The following is a 16,662-nucleotide window of genomic DNA, read 5'->3' on the forward strand; positions in this document are numbered from 1 at the left end:
ATGACGTTCTCCCTCACCCCGTCCTACCCCGACAACCCGCGTCTCGACGAGCTGGTCACCCGACTGCGCGACTACCTCGACGGCGAGCTCGCCGACTACGAGCGCGGCCTCGGCCTGGGCCCGGAGACTCCCCTGGACCGCTCGATGCTGGAGCCGGTCTGGCAGCGCAGCCGCGAGCTCGGCTTCTATGGCATCCATCTGCCCGAGTCGCTCGGCGGGCAGGGTCTCAGCTTCACCGAGCTGGCCGCGCTCAAGGAGGAGATCGGGGCCTCCGGGCGCCAGCTCGCCACCAGCGTGCTCGGCGACATGGGCGGCCCTCTCCGCGTCGGCGCGATCTTCGAGCACGCGACGGAGCACCAGATCGAGAAGTACCTGATGCCCGTCGTGCGCGGCGAGCGCGCCTGCTGCTTCTCGATGACCGAGGACGACGCCGGCTCCGATGTCCGCCGGATGAGGACCACCGCCACCCCGACGTCGGGCGGCTTCCTGGTCAGCGGGCACAAGGTGTTCAGCACCGGCGGCACCTTCGCCGACTTCGCGATCCTGGTGGCCCGGATGGCCGGTGAGGAGGAGTCGTACGCCGCGTTCTTCGTCGACCTCGATTCCCCCGGCTGTCGCGTGCTGCCCGGCGACCTGCCGCTGTCGGGGCAGAACATCGAGAGCGACGTCGTGCTCGAGGACTGCTTCGTGCCGCAGGAGAACCTGCTCGGCGAGGTCGGTCAGGGCCTGCGGATCGCGCTGGGCCGGGTCACCGCGAACCGGCTGCTGCACTGCCCGACGGCGCTCGGCGCGGCCCGACGGGCGCTCGCCCTGGCCCTCGACTACGCCGCCCATCGCACCGTCTTCGACGGGCTGCTGCTGGAGAAGCAGGCGATCCAGCACCGGCTCGCCGACATGGCGACCGACTACTACGCCGCCCGGTCGATGACCTACGACGCCCTGGCCGACCTGGACGCCGGCAGGCGCCCACGGATCGAGTCGTTCATGTGCAAGCTGTTCGTGGCCGAGCGGTCCTTCGAGATCGCCGACGCGGCGATGCAGTTGCACGGCAAGGCAGGCATGGTCCGGGGCGCGGAGATCGAGGTGATCTGGCGGCGGCTGCGGATGTTCCGGGTGCTGACCGGTTCCTCGGAGATCCAGCGCAACGGCGTCATCCGCGATCTCGTGAAGTCGCTGGGGGCATGATGACCGACACCCGCACCACCGACCCTGTCGGCACCGCTTCCCAGGAGGAGTTGGACGCCCGCCGCGGGTTCATCGCCGCGCTGAAGCCCGCCGTCGTGCACAAGGCCGACGGCACGGTTGCGTTCGACACCGACGCGTACGCCTTCCTCGACGCCGACGCACCGGGCACCGCCCATGCCGGGCTGTGGCACCACAGCCGGCTCACCGCACTGCCGGGCCTGTTCGAGGTCACCGAGGGCATCTACCAGGTCCGCGGCCTCGACCTGGCCAACCTCACCGTCGTCGAGGGCGAGCGCGGGATCGTCGTCATCGACACCCTCACCACCGCAGAGACGGCGGCGGCCGCCCTCGGGCTCTACCGGCAGCACCGTGGTGACCGTCCGGTCACCGGGGTGGTGCTCACCCACCCGCATGCCGACCACTTCGGTGGGATCGCTGCCGTGCTGGCGGCGGCCGCCGGCGACGTACCGGTGCTGGCTCCTGAGGGGTTCCTCGAGCACGCGGTCTCGGAGAACGTCTACGTCGGCCCGGCGATGAACCGGCGCTCGACCTACATGTACGGCAGCATGCTGCCCGTCGCACCCGACGGACACCTCGGCTGCGGCCTGGGCCCTCGGCTGGCATCAGGGTCGATCGGGCTGGCCGCGCCCACCGACTCGATCACGCACACCGGCGAGACACGCGTCATCGACGGCATCGAGATGGAGTTCCAGCTGACCCCGGGCAGCGAGGCGCCGGCGGAGATGAACCTCTACCTCCCCGGCCGGCGCGCGCTGCTCCTGGCGGAGAACGCGGTGCACTCCCTGCACAACATCATCACCCTGCGCGGAGCCGAGGTGCGCGACGCCCGGCTGTGGGCGCGCTACCTCACCGAGGCGATCGACCTGTACGCCGGGCGCTCCGACGTGGCGTTCGCTACCCATCACTGGCCGACGTGGGGTGCGGATCGGATCGGATCCTTCCTCGCCGGACAGCGTGACGTCTACGCCTACCTGCACGACCAGACCGTACGTCTCATCAACCGTGGCCTGACCCCGAAGGAGATCGCCGAAGAGCTGGTGCTGCCGCCGGTGCTCGACGCTCAGCCCTCCACCCGCGGCTACTACGGTTCGCTGAGCCACAACGTGAAGGGGATCTACCAGCGCTACCTGGGCTGGTACGACGCCAACCCGGCCCACCTGTGGGAGCTGCCGCCCACCGAAGAGGCTGTCCGGTGGGTGCGCCTGCTCGGCGGCGCCGGGGCCGCGGTGGCACGGGCTCGCGAGATCATCGCGACCGGCGAGACCGACGATCTGCGGTTCGCGGTGACGTTGCTCAACCATGTCGTCTTCGCCTATCCCGGCGAGCAGTCGGCGCGCGAGCTCCTGGCCGCGGCATACACCCGGCTCGGACACGGTGCGGAGAACTCCACCTGGCGCAACGTCTATCTCACCGGTGCCCGCGAGCTGCTCGACGGCCCGAAGGTGCCGCCACGCGGCGGCGGTCGGGGCCTGCTCGCCGCGCTCTCGGTCTCGCATCTGCTCGACTCGCTCGCCATCCGGGTTGACGGCCCACGCGCCTGGGACCTCGATCTGCGGATCGACTGGCACCTGCGCGATCACGACGAGACACCCGAGGGCGGCTGGTGGCACGCCCGGCTGCACAACGGGGTGCTCGTGTACCGGCGGGATGGTGCTCCCGACCCGGAGGCGGGCCTCACCCTGACGCTGACCCGACCCCAGCTCGCCGGCCTGCTCGGATCGCGCAGTCTGGACGGGATCGAGCATGCCGGTGACATCGGTGTGCTGCAGCGGCTGCTGGCGGTTCTGGAGGCGCCCGATCCCAGCTTCGCGATCGTTACCCCCTGATGTGCCCGAGGACCGTGGCACCATGTGGCCCGTGACCGACGACGCACCCGCCACCGGGCTCACCGAGCTGCACGCCCGCCGCTTCCTGACCACGGATGCGGCGCGACCTGACAAGGTGGCCCGTTGGCACGGCAAGGGGCGGCGCACGGCTCGGGAGAACATCGCCGATCTGGTCGACCCGGGCTCGTTCGTGGAGTACGGGAGGTTCATCACCGCGGCCCAGGAGCAGCGTCGCGACCTGGCCGATCTCGTCGTCGAGACGCCCGCCGACGGGATCATCGGCGGGACGGCGACCGTGGCCGGGAAGCCGTGTGCGGTGCTGTCCTACGACTATCTGGTGATGGCCGGCACCCAGGGCATGCGCGGACACCGGAAGTCGGACCGGCTGATCGAGATCATCGGCCGGATGCGGCTGCCGACCGTCTTCTTCACCGAGGGCGGCGGCGGTCGCCCCGGCGACACGGACATCCCGCTGGTCTCCGCGCTCGACGTCGGCTCGTTCGCACTCTGGGGTGAGCTCGAGGGCGTCGTGCCGCGGATCGCGGTCGTCTCCGGGCGTTGCTTCGCGGGCAACGCGGTCCTGGCCGGCTGTGCCGATCTCCGCATCGCCACGCCTGACGCCAACCTCGGCATGGCCGGGCCGGCGATGATCGCCGGCGGCGGGCTCGGGACCTTCGCGCCTGAGGAGATCGGGCCGGTGAAGGACCAGACGGCCAACGGCGTCATCGATCTGCTCGTCGACGACGAAGCCGCAGCCGTCGAAGCCGTACGCACCATCCTCTCCTGCCTCGACCCGAACGAGGCGAGCGGCGAGGCCGGCGACCAGGCCGACCTACGAACGCTCCTCCCCCACAACGACCGTGAGGCCTTCGACGTACGCCCTGTCGTCGAGACGCTCGCGGACCTCGACTCGGTCGTCTGGCTCCGTGAGGCGTTCGCTCCGGAGCTGGTCACCGCACTGGCCCGGATCGACGGGATCGCGGTCGGCGTCATCGCCAACCAGTCCACGCATCTGGCCGGGGCGATCACCAGCGACGCATCGGTCAAGGCCGCCGACTTCCTGGCTCTCTGCGACCGCTGGGGCCTCCCGGTGGTGTCGCTGGTCGACACCCCGGGGTTCATGGTCGGCCCCGAGGCCGAGCGCGGCGGCCTGGTCCGGCACGCCTCCCGGATGGTCGTCGCCGGCGCCCAGCTGTCCACCCCGCTGGTCGGGGTCATCCTGCGCCGCGGCTACGGCCTCGGCGCGCAGGCGATGCTCGGCGGCAGCACCCACCGCCCCCTGCTCACCGTCGCCTGGCCCGACGCCCACCTCGGCCCGATGGGGCTGGAGGGCGCCGTACGCCTCTCCCTGGCCACCGAGCTCGCATCGATGCCCGAGGCAGAGCGCGAGGAGCGGGTGGCTGCGCTGACCGAGGAGCACCGCAAGCAGGCCAGCGCCCTCAACGCCGCACGGATGTTCGAGATCGACGACGTCATCGACCCCGCCGAGACCCGCGCGGTCGTCGCCGCCACGCTGCGCCGAACCTAGGAGACTCCGCCGTCGTCGTCCCAGACCTGCTGGCCGATCCGGCTCTGGTCGGGACCGTCGAGACCGAGCAGCTGTGCTGGGCTGTCGGTGTTCCGGTCGTCGGCCGCCTGCGCCATGATCCTCTCCGCGTGCTCGGGGGCGGTGTCGTGAGGCACCACCAGCAGGCGCAACCGGTCGCCGGTGGCCATCGACAGCACGATGAGATGGGTGTCGTCGGACGGGAACGAGCCGACCTTCACGATCCCGCGGGCGGCACGGACCTTGCGGACGCTCGGCGCTCCCGCGACCGAGTCCCAGTCAGGGCGGGAGAACAGCAACCGCGAGATCCGGCCGACAGGGTGGGGAAAGTGGTCGATCAGGTCGGCGGCCTCGTCCTGGAGGTCGCGTGACTGCGGCCACCAGGCGCCATCGAGCGGTCCAGAGCTGAAGCTGTTGTCGAGGCGGAGCCGGAGCCCGACGCGATCGGCGGTCGGGAGCTCTTCTGTCGGTGACGTCGTCATGACGCCCACCTTTCGTGCTGCCCTGCGGACTCGACGAGTCCGGCCGGCAGTGTGGTTAGAACAAGTGTACGGTGCCGGCCCGCGAGACCATGCTTCCTAGATCTCCTTCAGCCGCGGCACCAGGTCGACGGCGGCGGTGGCCCAGGGAACCGGGTCGACATACGGCGTCGGCATCAGCCCGATGAGCGTGATGCCGAGGGCGGCGTACTCCTCCATCGACTTCAGGAACGCGTCGGGGTCCTCGACCGAGGGACCCTGGAAGAGCATGGTCTTCTCGATCGCGTCGTAGTCGGTGCCGAGGTCGTCGCAGTGGCCACGGAGCACGTCGAGCTTGTGCTTGACGGTCGCGACCGCCTCCGCACCGGGGCCGCCGAACAGGTTGGTGCCCTGGCCGTGCTTGGCGACCAGTCGAAGGGTCTTCTTCTCGCCTCCCCCGCCGATCAGGACCGGAACGGTGCCGTTGACGGGCTGCGGCAGCGAGATCGTCTCGGCGAGCTGGTAGTGCTTGCCCTGGTAGGCACCGTCGTTCTCCGACCACATCTGGCGGCAGATCTCGAGGGTCTCCTCCAGCCGCTCGAACCGCTCCGCGGTCGGCGGGTAGGGCACGCCGAGGCCCTGGTGCTCGCGCTCGTACCAGGCGGCGCCGATACCCAGCAGCGCGCGGCCACCGGAGAGCCGGTCGAGGGTGGTGACCGTCTTCGCGAGCAGTCCCGGGTGGCGGTAGGTCACGCCGGTGACGAGCAGGCTGAGGCGTACGTTGTCGGTGATCCCGGCCAGGTAGCCCAGCGTGGTGTAGCCCTCGAGCATCGGCTCGAAGGGGCCGCCGGCCTGCTCCATCTGGAACCAGTGGTCCATGACGGTGAGCAGGTCGACGCCACCCTGGTCGGCGATCCGGGCCGTCTCGGTCAGCTTGTCGGCGAGCGTCGTCTCCCACTCGGGGTGGGTGAAGGTGAAATAGTGGAGTCCAAGATCCATACCTCAGACGCTAGGTCTTCGAGCGCGCTCGAAGACAAGAGCTTCACGCGTTCTCGGGCGGCTCGGCGAGGTGTTTGTGTCCCCATTCGGCCAATGGCTGGAGGGCTGCGATCAGTTCGACCCCGGCAGGGGTCGGGCGGTAGAGAACCTGCACCGGCGTCGACGGGATGACCTCGCGCACGATGAACCCGTCGCGCTCGAGCTCCTTGAGGCGCAGGGCGAGCATCCGGTCGGAGATGCCCTCGACCGTGCGCCGGTATTCGCTGAAGCGACGCGCACCACCCACCGCGGCGAAGAGGACTGCCCCGGACCAGCGTTGTCCGACCCGCTCGAGCGTGCGGCGGAAGACGGCGCAGGAGCTTCCGGCGACCTGGATGTCCTGACTCACTTACTCAGAGTAAGTTGCTAATGAGCCAGTTGCAAGGCCGTCGTCCGTCCCCCCAGAATCTGCGGCTGGCGGCCGATCGGCCGCCGTGAGATCGCCCGCTGAGGCGGGCCGCCCGAAGGAGTACACGCGTGTTCATCGCGTACGTCGTCGTCTCGTCCCTGCTCGCACTCACCTGCCTGGCGTCCGGTGTGCTCAAGGTGACCAGGCAACCGGCCATGGTCGAACAGCTGGGCGGCCTCGGCGTTGCCGCGAAGTACGTGCCCGTGCTCGGGAGCCTGCTCGTTCTCGGCGCCGTCGGCCTCGTCGTGGGCAACTGGATCGCCGGCCTCGGCATTGCGACGGCCGGTGCGCTCGCGCTCTACTTCCTCGGTGCCATCCTCACCCACCTGCGTGCCGGCGACGGCAAGGGCGCGGTGCCCACGATCGTTCTCACCCTTGTCTCTGTCGCCGTGCTCGTGCTGCGGGTGCTCTCGCTCTGAGCTCCGAAGACACCGACGGCGCCATGCCCTGAGGTGATCAGGACACAGCGCCGTCGGTGTCGGAGCGGATCAGCGCAGGGTCGGCTCGCGTCGGAGGTCGCGCTTGTCGAGCTTCGCGTCGTAGGCAGCCAGCGGCTTCGCCTTCGCCGCGTCGGCCTCGACCGCGGCACTCGCGACACCGGCCCACTCCAGGATGCGGGCGGTGGCGAGCTCGCGCTCGTCGGGAACCAGACCGGCCACGTTGGCACCGTGGTTCATCCCCGGCGCGGTGAAGACGTAGGAGTCGGTGACCTTCTTGCCCAGGCGGAAAGGTTCGGCACCCCACGGGTCGGCCTCGCCGTAGACGAAGAGCATCTGGTCGGCGTGCTTGCGCACCCACGAGTCGACATCACGCATCGCCGAGGGGTCGAACCGCATGTCGATGTCGCGGGGGACGAAGCTGCGCGGCGGCTGGTAGCCGTAGCGGATCAGCTCGTCCTCGATGTGCGGGAAGCCGATCGTCGGGGCGCCCATCTCGGTGCCGGCCTGGTAGTAGTACGGCGTGTAGGGGGCCAGGCCCTGGTCGGTGTAGAAGCTGAAGCCCGAGTAGTTGTCGATCGAGTCCCAGATCGCCTGGTCGGTGGCGGTCGCCGCGTCGGCGGGGATGTTCGCGCACTGCCCGGTGCCGGCGTACTGCCAGAAGGCCCAGACGTAGTCGAGCACGACCATCTCGTAGGCGGAGTCGAGGCTGCCCACCGTGTCGAAGGTGTAGCCCTCGGCCGCGGCCAGGTCGGCGTACTTCGCCTTCAGCGCCTCACGACGCACGAGCGCCTCACGCTGCACGCCGTTGAGACGGTCGCGGCAGTCCTCGGTGCCGACGGTGGCGAAGAAGTCGTCGTAGGCGGAGTCCTCGCGGTTCACCACGTCGTTCGGCGCGACGTAGGCGACGATGCCGTCCATGTCCTGCGGGTAGAAGCGCTCGAAGTAGGTCGCGGTCATGCCGCCCTTGGAGCCGCCGGTGGCGAGCCAGTTGGCGGAGTAGATCGGCTTCAGCGCATCGAAGATGGCGTGCTGGTCGCTGGCCGCCTGCCAGATGTCGAGGTCGTCCCAGTCGGCCGGTGCGGGACGCGACGGGGTGAAGAACCGGTATTCCATCGAGACCTGGTTGCCGTCCACGATCCTGGTCGGCTCGCTGCGGCCGGGGTTGGTCGAGACGTTGTAGCCGCTGGTGTGGAACACGGTCGGGCGGGCGGTGTCCTTGTGGAGCACCGTGAACCGCTGCTGGAAGGTGTCACCATCGGGCTGCCGGTGGTCGACCGGCTGGGTGAAGTTCAGGACGAAGTAGCGGTAGCCCTGGACGGGCTTCTCCTGGATCAGGCTGACGCCGTCGATGGCGAGCAGCCGATCGAGGATGTCGTCCTCGGCGGCAGCCACGGGGCTGGCAGGGGTGACGAGGAGCAGGGATGCCAGCCCCATCGTCACCAGGATCCGGCCGATCAATGCACGCATGCTGGGGTCTCCTTCGGTGCGGGTTCTCGGCAACCTAGCCCACGCACGCCGCATACACCTCCGAATTAGGCATCCGGGAAGCAAGTCGTGTCCGGATGCCTTCTCACGGACAACGACCAGATGGGCAACGCCCGATGAGGAGGCGCTCCACCATGACGTACGACCCGCACGAACTGCTCGCCACGACCCGCCATGCGATCCTGGCCACGATCAAGGCGAACGGGCTTCCGCAGCTCTCGCCGGTGTGGCAGTTCTACGACCGTGAGCGAGGCGAGATCCTGATCTCGACCCGCGACGGGCTGGTGAAGACGAAGAACATCCGCCGCGACCCACGGGCGGCGATCGAGGTCGACGGTCCGGGCGGGCGGTCCTGGGCGACCGCCGAGGGCACCGTCACGCTCACCGGTCCCGCCACCGACCCGCACGGGCCGGAGGTCGACGCGCTCGTCGACTACTACCGTCGCGGCGCCGGCGAGCATCCCGACTGGGACGAGTACCGCGAGGTGATGGTCACCGACCGCCGTGTGCTCATCACCATCGCCGTCACGAAGGTGTACGGCGCGGACATCGGCTGATCCGCGCCTTCCATCCGATGACGGCCGTCGGTCGTGCGCCACGGTGACAGGATGGTCGCCATGGACGTCACCTCCCTGCAGGCGTACTGCCTCGCCAAGCCCGGAGCCTGGCCCGACAACCCGTGGGAGCACGAGCACCCGGTGATCAAGGTCGGGCCGGGTGAGCGCGGGAAGATCTTCGCGTTCCTCGGAGCAGCCAAGGTGGGGTTGAAGTGCGGACCGTCGCGCGAGGTGGCCGACGAGTGGCTGCTGCGTTATCCCGCCGACGCGACGGTCACCGGCTACATCGGGCGCTCGGGGTGGAACGACCTCGCATGGGGCGGGGCGATCCCGGACGAGGAGATCCTGGAGGCGGTCGACGAGTCGTACGCAGCGGTGGTCACGAAGCTGCCCAAGAGGCTCCGTCCGGAGGGCTGGGACGCGTGATCGCGGGGTGACCGCCGACTGTCGGGCTTGAACGAGGCCCATCTGTGAGGAATGGTGGAGCGGGTACTCCGTACCCAACCATGGAAGATCTCGACATGCTTCAGCTGACCGAGAACGCCACCACGATCGTCCGCTCGATCTCCGAGCAGTCCCAGGGCGCCGGCCTCCGGCTCGCCTCCAACGCAGAACCGGACGGTGCGTTGAGCGCCGCACTGGTCCCCGCCGCCGAGGCCGAGGACCAGGTCATCGAGCAGGAGGGCGCACGGGTCTTCCTCGACCAGGGCGCCGCCGCCGAGCTCGACGACAAGGTCCTCGACGCCGGGATGGATGCCTCCGGCAACGTCCAGTTCGGGATCTCCCAGCAGGGCTGATCCTGAGCTACGCCGGGGTGCGCCGCAGCTGCGGTGCGCCCCGGCGTACGTCGTTTTCGGCCCCGTCCGGCTTGCCGCCCGCGTAGGGTCACGGACATGAGCACTCCCGGCGTACCTGCCTGGTTCCATCTCTTCCTCGACGTCCCGCGGGAGCAGTGGGACGAGGCCGTCGGATTCTGGTCGGCGGCGACGGGATGGGCGCTCTCGCCGCCGCGGGGCGAAGACGGGCAGTTCGTCACGCTGGTGCCGCAGACGGGTGACGCCTGGCTGAAGATGCAGGCCGTCGACGACCGCGAGCCGCGGATCCATGTCGATCTCGACGCACCGGACCGCGAGGCTGCCGTCCAGCGGTCGACGTCTCTCGGGGCACAGGCGGCATGGACCTACGACGGGGTGCCGGTGATGCGCTCCCCCGGCGGGCTGCTCTTCTGTCACACCCTCGGCGAAGGTTCCACGCCGCGCTTCGCGCGCTCGGAGCCCGAGCGGGTCGTCGACCAGATCTGCATCGACATCCCTCGCTCCCGCTGGGACGAGGAGGTGGCCTTCTGGGCTGCGATCACCGGGCGAGCGCTCGAGCCGGCCACGACCCCCGAGTTCGTACGCCTCGCCGACCCCGACCCGCACGGCGGCCTCCGGATCCTCCTGCAACGGCTCGATGAGGACGGCGGCGAGGTCCGGGCACACCCCGACCTCGCGGTCGCCCACCGGGCCTCGGAGACCTGTCGCCACGAGGCGATCGGCGCCGAGACGGTCGGCGTCTTCGAATGGTGGACGGTGATGCGCGCTCCGTACGGGCAGGTCTACTGCCTCACCGACCGCGACCCGGTGACCGGCCGGGTGGCCTAACCGAAGCATCCGGTCGGCCGGACGTTTCGTCGACTTCACCCACCTGTGGCCCGAAAACCCTCCCGCAAGGTCCCTGGATCTGCGTCAAATAGGGGCCATGTGCCTCGGACACGGACATCAGCACGGACCGATCCGCTCGATGAGCAGGCCGCTGACGCGGCGTACGGCCCTGGGAGCGGCGGGCGCCGGGCTCCTGATGGCGTCGCTGCCGTCGTTGTCTCCGTTCACGGGTGCGGCGGCCTCGGCGGCCACCCGCTCCGGGGTCGGGGCGAGCCGGCAGTCGCGGCTGACCGCCGGCACGACGCTGGTCCACGCCGACCTCCACAACCACACGCTGATGTCCGACGGCGACGGTGACCCGGACCTCGCCTTCGACTCGATGCGGAGCGCCGGGCTGGACGTGGCGGCTCTCACCGACCATGCCACCGTCTCCGACAACATCCTCGGGAACGCTCTGGCCGGGCTGCTGCCGCCGGCCTACAAGCAGATCGGTGGCATCACCCGCTCGGACTGGGCACGGACGCGCGAGCTGGCCGATGCCGCCAACGCCGACGGCACCTTCACCGCGATCCGCGGGTTCGAGTGGTCGGAGCCGTTGTTGGGTCATATCAACGTGTGGGGAAGCGAGCACTTCACCGACATCGTCGACATCGGCGTGATGCGGCCGTTCTTCGACTGGTTGATGCGCTCCCCGGACACGCCGCTGATCGACGGCGGCTCGGACGGGATCGCCGGGTTCAACCATCCTGGGCGTGAGCCGTTCCGGTTCCAGGAGTTCCGTTTCGACGCGCGGGCGCGCGAGCGGATGGTGTCGCTGGAGATGTTCAACCGGGGAGACGACTACCTCTTCGAAGGCTTTGCCGACGGCAAGAGCTCTCCCCTGTGCCAGTGCCTCAACGCGGGCTGGCGCACCGGCATCAGCGGCGTCACCGACGAGCACGGCACCGACTGGGGCCACCCGGAGGGCAAGGGGCGCACCGGGCTGTGGGTCTCCTCGCACGACCGCGCCGGTGTCTTCGAGGCGATGCGGGCGCGACGCTTCTTCGCCACCCGGACCTCGGGGCTCCGGGTCGATGCGGTCGTCCTGCTGGACGGCGTCGAGCACCGGATGGGCGCGGTGATCCCCGGACGCGGGGGCGACATGCGCTTCACCCTCGATCTGGCTCGGGATGCCGAGTGGATCGGCCGGGAGCTCCACCTGCAGGTGCTGCGACCGGGTCCGTCGGTGCCCGTGGTCGCCGACGTCGTGTCGTTCCGCGTCGGCGACCCGGTCTCGGTCACGGTGCCGGTCTCCTACGACGACGGTGACTGGGTCCTGCTGCGGGTCAGCGACCCGGCGCAGCCCAACGCGACCCCGGGGCCGGAGGGCCATCCGTGCAACGACCTGGGCATCGCCTACACGAGCCCGTGGTGGCTGCGGCCCTGAGGTGGGTTTCCTGAGAAGGTCGCCCGCAGTCTGAAGATGCGCTGAGGGTGGGCGTCCGGGCGATGGTCGCGGGCCGTGACTGTGGCACCCTGGCGAGGTGAACGAGGTGTGGTACGTCATCGGGCTGGTCGCGGTGTCCGTGGCTGTGCTGGTGCTCGGGGTGTGGTTCGTCAGGCGTGAGATCCGGGACCAGATCTCCCCGGCGCCGCTGCTGTGGACCGGGTACGCGATCGTGGCGGCATTCGTCGTCTTCGGCGTGCTGCGCACGTCCTGGGTGGTGCTCTCATGACGACCCGTGCAGCCATCCTCAACGAATCCACCCTCGGCTGGGTCGGCCTCGCCGGCCGTCTCTACCTCGGCTTCGTGTTCCTCACCGCCGGTCTGGCCAAGCTGCCCGAGCCGGCGATCACCGAGCAGGCGGTGCGCGGCTATCAGCTGCTGCCGTGGCAGCTGGCCCCGGCGTACGCCATCGCCATGCCGATCACCGAGATCATCCTCGGGATCCTGCTCATCCTCGGCCTGTTCACGCGAACGGCGGCGGTGGCCACGGCGCTCGGCCTGTGCTCGTTCATCCTCGGGATCACCTCGGCCTGGGTCCGCGGGCTCAACATCGACTGCGGGTGCTTCGGCGGTGGCGGCGCCTCCGCCGATCCCGCCTACTTCGCGGACACCCTGCGCGACCTGGGCTGGCTCGCGATCGCGGTCTACCTGATCGTCGTACGCCGCACCAAGCTCGCTCTCGGTGACCTGCTCTTCCGGCGTGGCACTCCCCCGGTCGAGGACTACAGCGAGAGCTCGAAGAACACCGAGTTGGGATCGAGCACGTAGCTGCCGAACGGCGGGCGCTCGGTGAAGCCGTTGCCCGTGTAAAGGCGCCGGGCCGGGGCATGGAAGTCCTCGCTGCCGGTCTCGAGGAGGATCCGTCGCTCGCCCGCGTCCCGGGCCTGATCGATCAGGTGCCGGAGCAGTGCGGTCGCGACACCGCGGCCGCGGGCGTGCGTCGCGGTGCGCATCGACTTCAGCTCGACGTCACCCGCCCCCAGTGACTTCAGCGCTCCGCAGCCGACGAGCTCAGCTCCCTCCCACGCCGACCAGAATGCGATCTCGGGCGCTCTGAGAGCGTCGAGGTCGAGTGCGTGTACCGATTCGGCCGGGCTCACCGCGTACATGTCCTCCAGGTGCTCCTCGAGGAGCCGGATCACCTCGGGCCGGGTCAGGTCGTCGAGCTCGAAACGCAGCGGGAGCAGTGGCACGAGTGGAGGTTAGCGAACGCTCTCCTCGTCGTGGCGTATAGGTGAGGTGGGGCTCGTGCAGTATCGCGGCTCGCAACCAGGGTGTGCGATAGTGCATCGCATCGATGCTGTCGGACGATGCCACCTGGGCCGGCACCCGCAGGGTCGGTCGCGGGCGATTTCGGGCGGGTCCCCTAGCATCTGGGCATGCTGACTCGTACGCTCCCGGCCGCTGCCGCCGCCGCTGCCCTGCTCCTGACGCTCTCCGCCTGCGGTTCGGACTCCTCTGGCGACTCCGCCGGCTCGGGTGACGCGCAGGAGAGCAACGGCCCGAAGTCGAGCGAGTCGAGCGACTGGAAGGCGATCGTGAAGCCCGGCACGACCAGCTGCGACTACCCCGAGGACCCGATGGGCGCCTCCAAGGAGGTCGACGCACCCAACAAGACGGCGCAGTACACCGGCAAGGTCGCCGCCACCATCAACACCTCCGTCGGCCCGCTCGCGGTCACCCTCGATGCCGACAAGGCGCCCTGCACCGTCAACTCGTTCCTCTCGCTGGCCTCGCAGGACTACTACGACGGCACCAGCTGCCACCGTCTCGGCGCCAACCCGGGCTTCGAGCTGCTGCAGTGCGGCGACCCGACCGGCCAGGGCACGGGCGGCCCCGGCTACACCATCCCCGACGAGTTCAAGGACACCGACACCTTCCCCGCCGGCACCCTCGCGATGGCCAACACCGGTCAGCCCAACTCCGGCGGCAGCCAGTTCTTCATGGTCTTCGGCGACACCCAGCTCCCGCCGGCCTACACCACCTTCGGCACCCTCGACGAGGCCTCGATCAAGAAGCTCCAGGAGGTCGGCAAGGCCGGCGTCGCCGAGGCCGGCCCCGACGGCACCGGTGCTCCCAAGAAGCCTGTCGAGTTCGAGAACATCACCGTCGGCTGAACCCCTCATCTGCTGAGGCGTCACCCCCGTCGGTCGACGGGGGTGACGCCTCAGCTTGTCAGGGGCGCCGGCGGGGCGGGTCGCGGCGCAGGACCTTGGGGAGGTACGCGGCGCCGGCGCTCTGAGACGCCGCGGCGTCGTCGGGGTTGGAGATGCGGCAGCGCTGCAGGGAGAGGCAGCCGCAGCCGATGCAGGAGTCGAGGTTGTCGCGGAGCCGCTCGAGGGCGTGGATCTGCTCCTCGAGACGGCGCCGCCAGTGCTTCGACATCCGCGCCCAGTCGGCCTTCGTGGGCGTCCGGTCCCCCGGCAGGCACTCGAGCTCGGCCTTGATCTCGTCCAGCGACAGGCCCACGTTGGCGGCCGCGCGGATGAAGGCGAGGCGGCGCAGGACGCTGCGCTCGAACGTGCGCTGTCCCCCGGCCGATCGCTGGGCCTGGATCAGGCCCTGGCTCTCGTAGTAGCGCACCGCGGAGGCCGCGTAGCCGCTGCGCCGGGTCACCTCGCCCATCGTGAGCAGGTCGTGGGTGTTCATGTCGCTCCTCGCAAGATTTCTCGCCGGATCCCTTGATCTCAAGTTCACTTTAGGTTGAATCCTAGACGGCATGGACAGAACAGACAACGAAGTAGCCGTCATCACCGGCGGTTCCGCCGGGCTGGGGCAGGCCCTCGCCACGGCGCTCATCGACCGCGGCTGGACCATCGTCACCGACGCCCGCGACCCCGACCGCCTCCACTCCGCCCTGCCGAACGGCTCCCGGGTCACGACCCTGGCCGGCGACGTACGCGACCAGGACCATCTGGACGCCATCGCCGCCGCCGTGGCACGGCACGGCCGGCTCGACCTGCTCGTGCACAACGCCAGCGACCTCGGCCCGATGCTTCCCCTGGCCGAGGTCACGCACAGCGACTTCTCGCGGGTGCTCGAGACCAACCTGCTCGGCCCGCTCGCGCTCACCCAGCGGCTCCTCCCCTACCTGATCGCCTCGCGCGGCACCCTCGTGGGCATCTCCAGCGACGCCGCCGTCGAGCACTACCCGACCTGGGGAACGTACGCGGCCAGCAAGGTCGCCCTCGACCACCTCGTCCTCACTCTCGGCGAGGAGAACGGCATCCGCGCCTACGCCGTCGACCCCGGCGACATGCGCACCGCCATGCACCAGGCCGCGTTCCCCGGTGAGGACATCTCCGACCGCCCGCTCCCGGAATCAGTGGTTCCGCACCTGCTCGCCCTCCTCGCGGGCGCGGAACCGTCAGGGCGCTATCGCGCCGCCGAACTCACCCCGATCGGAGCAGCCCGATGACCATGCTCGCCGAACGACCGACCACCACGTTCCCTCTCCCCGCCGACACCACCGCTCCCGCGCCCGCCGAGTGGCGCGGGCTCGAGCGCGACGGGGTGCGCCTGCTCGTGGCCTCCCCTGGAGGCGTACGTCATGCACGGTTCCACCACCTTGCCGACCACCTCTCCCCTGGTGACCTGCTCGTCGTCAACGACTCGAGGACGGAGGCGCGGCAGCTCGATGCCGACATGGTCGGCGGCGGCCGGGTGGTGCTCCACCTCGCCCAGCGTCTCGACACCGGCTGGGCGGTGGAGCTCCGCTCGGCGCCGGACGCCTCGCGGTCCGTGCTCGATGCGGAGGCGGGCGACGTGGTCGTCACCGCAGGGCTTCGGGTCACCCTGCTCGAGCCCTACCCGGACGGCCGGCCCTCCTCTCCCACCGGCAAGGGCAACCGGCTGTGGCGCGCGAAGGTCACCGGCGACGTAGTAGCCGAGCTCGCGCACGCCGGCCGCCCGATCGCCTACGGCTATCTCGACCGGCGCTACCCGCTCGACGCCTATCAGACCGTCTTCGGGCATCGCCCCGGGAGCGCCGAGATGCCCTCGGCGGCGCGTCCGTTCACGCATCCGCTGGTCACCGACCTGGTCACCCGCGGCATCCAGATCGCACCGGTCACCCTCCACACCGGCGTCTCCTCCCAGGAGGCCGGCGAGGCGCCGGGCGCGGAGTGGTTCGAGGTCTCCGAGACCACCGCGCGGCTGGTCGAGCAGACCAGGTACGCCGGCGGCCGCATCATCGCAGCCGGCACCACCGTCACCAGAGCCCTCGAGTCCGCCGTCGTCGCGGCGACCGGAGCGGTCAGGGCGGCGAGCGGGTGGACCGACCGGGTCATCACCCCCGCCAACCCGCCGTACGTCGTCAACGGGCTCATCACCGGCTGGCACGACCCACAAGCCAGCCATCTGCTCCTCGTCGAGGCCGTCGCCGGTCCCGAGCTCACCCAGGCGGCCTACGACGCCGCTGTCGCCGAGGGTTACCTGTGGCACGAGTTCGGCGACTCGGGGTTGTTGCTGCCGTGACGGTCTGTCGGGGTAGTCCGGGGGGGACCGTCCGGGGGCGGGGCCCGGCAGGGGCAGGGGGCACGGGGGGGAGACCGGGACCGAGACGGCGA

General features: G+C 70.1%; 20 protein-coding genes. 14 read left to right on the plus strand and 6 right to left on the minus strand.

From position 1 onward, the window contains the following. The 3 genes from WBG06_RS16615 to WBG06_RS16625 are packed head-to-tail and all read left to right on the plus strand — an operon-like array spanning position 1 to position 4,560. Positions 1-1,185, plus strand: a complete 1,185-nt coding sequence (locus WBG06_RS16615; RefSeq protein WP_336737983.1) for an acyl-CoA dehydrogenase family protein — start codon at positions 1-3, stop codon at positions 1,183-1,185. After that, positions 1,182-3,032: an alkyl/aryl-sulfatase gene (locus WBG06_RS16620; protein ID WP_336737984.1), complete on the plus strand. Its 1,851-nt coding sequence runs from the start codon at positions 1,182-1,184 to the stop codon at positions 3,030-3,032. Before WBG06_RS16615 ends, WBG06_RS16620 begins: the two co-directional genes overlap by 4 nt. Before the next feature lie 31 nt (positions 3,033-3,063). Next, positions 3,064-4,560, plus strand: a complete 1,497-nt coding sequence (locus WBG06_RS16625) for an acyl-CoA carboxylase subunit beta (protein ID WP_336737985.1) — start codon at positions 3,064-3,066, stop codon at positions 4,558-4,560. On the opposite strand, the gene WBG06_RS16630 is transcribed toward WBG06_RS16625, so the two are convergent. From WBG06_RS16630 to WBG06_RS16640, 3 genes are all read right to left on the minus strand, one after another. Beyond that, positions 4,557-5,060: a DUF5994 family protein gene (locus WBG06_RS16630; protein ID WP_336737986.1), complete on the minus strand. Its 504-nt coding sequence runs from the start codon at positions 5,058-5,060 to the stop codon at positions 4,557-4,559. The two genes, WBG06_RS16625 and WBG06_RS16630, sit on opposite strands and share 4 nt — an antisense overlap. 96 nt (positions 5,061-5,156) lie before the next feature. Beyond that, positions 5,157-6,035: an LLM class F420-dependent oxidoreductase gene (locus WBG06_RS16635; protein WP_336737987.1), complete on the minus strand. Its 879-nt coding sequence runs from the start codon at positions 6,033-6,035 to the stop codon at positions 5,157-5,159. Between the two features lie 43 nt (positions 6,036-6,078). Then, positions 6,079-6,423, minus strand: coding sequence for a winged helix-turn-helix transcriptional regulator (locus WBG06_RS16640; RefSeq protein ID WP_336737988.1), 345 nt, complete (start codon positions 6,421-6,423; stop codon positions 6,079-6,081). Between the two features lie 128 nt (positions 6,424-6,551). Between WBG06_RS16640 and WBG06_RS16645 the strand changes: the two genes are divergently transcribed. Next, positions 6,552-6,902 carry a DoxX family protein gene (locus tag WBG06_RS16645; protein ID WP_336737989.1) on the plus strand — a complete coding sequence of 117 codons (351 nt, stop codon included), beginning with the start codon at positions 6,552-6,554 and terminating at the stop codon, positions 6,900-6,902. 69 nt (positions 6,903-6,971) lie between these two features. Here WBG06_RS16645 and WBG06_RS16650 read toward each other — a convergent pair whose 3' ends face one another. Then, positions 6,972-8,390 (minus strand): S28 family serine protease, encoded by a 1,419-nt coding sequence (locus tag WBG06_RS16650; protein WP_336737990.1) that lies wholly within the window; start codon positions 8,388-8,390, stop codon positions 6,972-6,974. 152 nt (positions 8,391-8,542) lie between these two features. Here WBG06_RS16650 and WBG06_RS16655 point away from each other — a divergent pair, with 152 nt between their 5' ends. From WBG06_RS16655 to WBG06_RS16685, 7 genes are all read left to right on the plus strand, one after another. Next, positions 8,543-8,965, plus strand: a complete 423-nt coding sequence (locus WBG06_RS16655; protein ID WP_336737991.1) for a PPOX class F420-dependent oxidoreductase — start codon at positions 8,543-8,545, stop codon at positions 8,963-8,965. A 60-nt stretch (positions 8,966-9,025) separates the two neighbouring features. Beyond that, a complete protein-coding gene (locus WBG06_RS16660) occupies positions 9,026-9,391 on the plus strand; it encodes an MmcQ/YjbR family DNA-binding protein (RefSeq protein ID WP_336737992.1) in 366 nt (121 codons plus the stop codon). Positions 9,392-9,486: 95 nt separating this feature from the next. Beyond that, the gene (locus WBG06_RS16665) at positions 9,487-9,762 is read left to right on the plus strand and encodes a Fe-S cluster assembly protein HesB (protein ID WP_336737993.1); all 276 of its coding nucleotides are present in this window, start codon (positions 9,487-9,489) and stop codon (positions 9,760-9,762) included. 96 nt (positions 9,763-9,858) lie between these two features. Further along, positions 9,859-10,608, plus strand: coding sequence for a VOC family protein (locus WBG06_RS16670; RefSeq protein WP_336737994.1), 750 nt, complete (start codon positions 9,859-9,861; stop codon positions 10,606-10,608). A gap of 139 nt (positions 10,609-10,747) precedes the next feature. Beyond that, a complete protein-coding gene (locus WBG06_RS16675; protein ID WP_336737995.1) occupies positions 10,748-12,034 on the plus strand; it encodes a CehA/McbA family metallohydrolase in 1,287 nt (428 codons plus the stop codon). A 97-nt stretch (positions 12,035-12,131) separates the two neighbouring features. Beyond that, positions 12,132-12,323, plus strand: coding sequence for a hypothetical protein (locus tag WBG06_RS16680; protein ID WP_336737996.1), 192 nt, complete (start codon positions 12,132-12,134; stop codon positions 12,321-12,323). Then, positions 12,320-12,862: a MauE/DoxX family redox-associated membrane protein gene (locus WBG06_RS16685; protein WP_336737997.1), complete on the plus strand. Its 543-nt coding sequence runs from the start codon at positions 12,320-12,322 to the stop codon at positions 12,860-12,862. Before WBG06_RS16680 ends, WBG06_RS16685 begins: the two co-directional genes overlap by 4 nt. On the opposite strand, the gene WBG06_RS16690 is transcribed toward WBG06_RS16685, so the two are convergent. Beyond that, complete coding sequence (locus WBG06_RS16690) at positions 12,817-13,287, minus strand: GNAT family N-acetyltransferase (protein ID WP_336737998.1); 471 nt, start codon at positions 13,285-13,287, stop codon at positions 12,817-12,819. The genes WBG06_RS16685 and WBG06_RS16690 overlap by 46 nt on opposite strands. 186 nt (positions 13,288-13,473) lie before the next feature. On the opposite strand from WBG06_RS16690, the gene WBG06_RS16695 reads away from it, so the two are divergent. Then, positions 13,474-14,211 carry a peptidylprolyl isomerase gene (locus tag WBG06_RS16695; protein ID WP_336737999.1) on the plus strand — a complete coding sequence of 246 codons (738 nt, stop codon included), beginning with the start codon at positions 13,474-13,476 and terminating at the stop codon, positions 14,209-14,211. Between the two features lie 58 nt (positions 14,212-14,269). Here the strand turns inward: WBG06_RS16695 and soxR are convergent, their stop codons facing one another. Further along, positions 14,270-14,743, minus strand: a complete 474-nt coding sequence (gene soxR, locus WBG06_RS16700) for a redox-sensitive transcriptional activator SoxR (protein ID WP_336738000.1) — start codon at positions 14,741-14,743, stop codon at positions 14,270-14,272. A 70-nt stretch (positions 14,744-14,813) separates the two neighbouring features. Between soxR and WBG06_RS16705 the strand changes: the two genes are divergently transcribed. Next, entirely contained in the window at positions 14,814-15,512 is a 699-nt protein-coding gene (locus WBG06_RS16705) for an SDR family NAD(P)-dependent oxidoreductase (RefSeq protein WP_336738002.1), read from the plus strand. Then, a complete protein-coding gene (locus WBG06_RS16710) occupies positions 15,509-16,570 on the plus strand; it encodes an S-adenosylmethionine:tRNA ribosyltransferase-isomerase (RefSeq protein WP_336738003.1) in 1,062 nt (353 codons plus the stop codon). Before WBG06_RS16705 ends, WBG06_RS16710 begins: the two co-directional genes overlap by 4 nt. Positions 16,571-16,662 lie beyond the last annotated feature (92 nt).

The sequence above is a fragment of the Nocardioides sp. CCNWLW239 genome (genome assembly GCF_037137035.1).
Taxonomy (GTDB): domain Bacteria; phylum Actinomycetota; class Actinomycetes; order Propionibacteriales; family Nocardioidaceae; genus Nocardioides.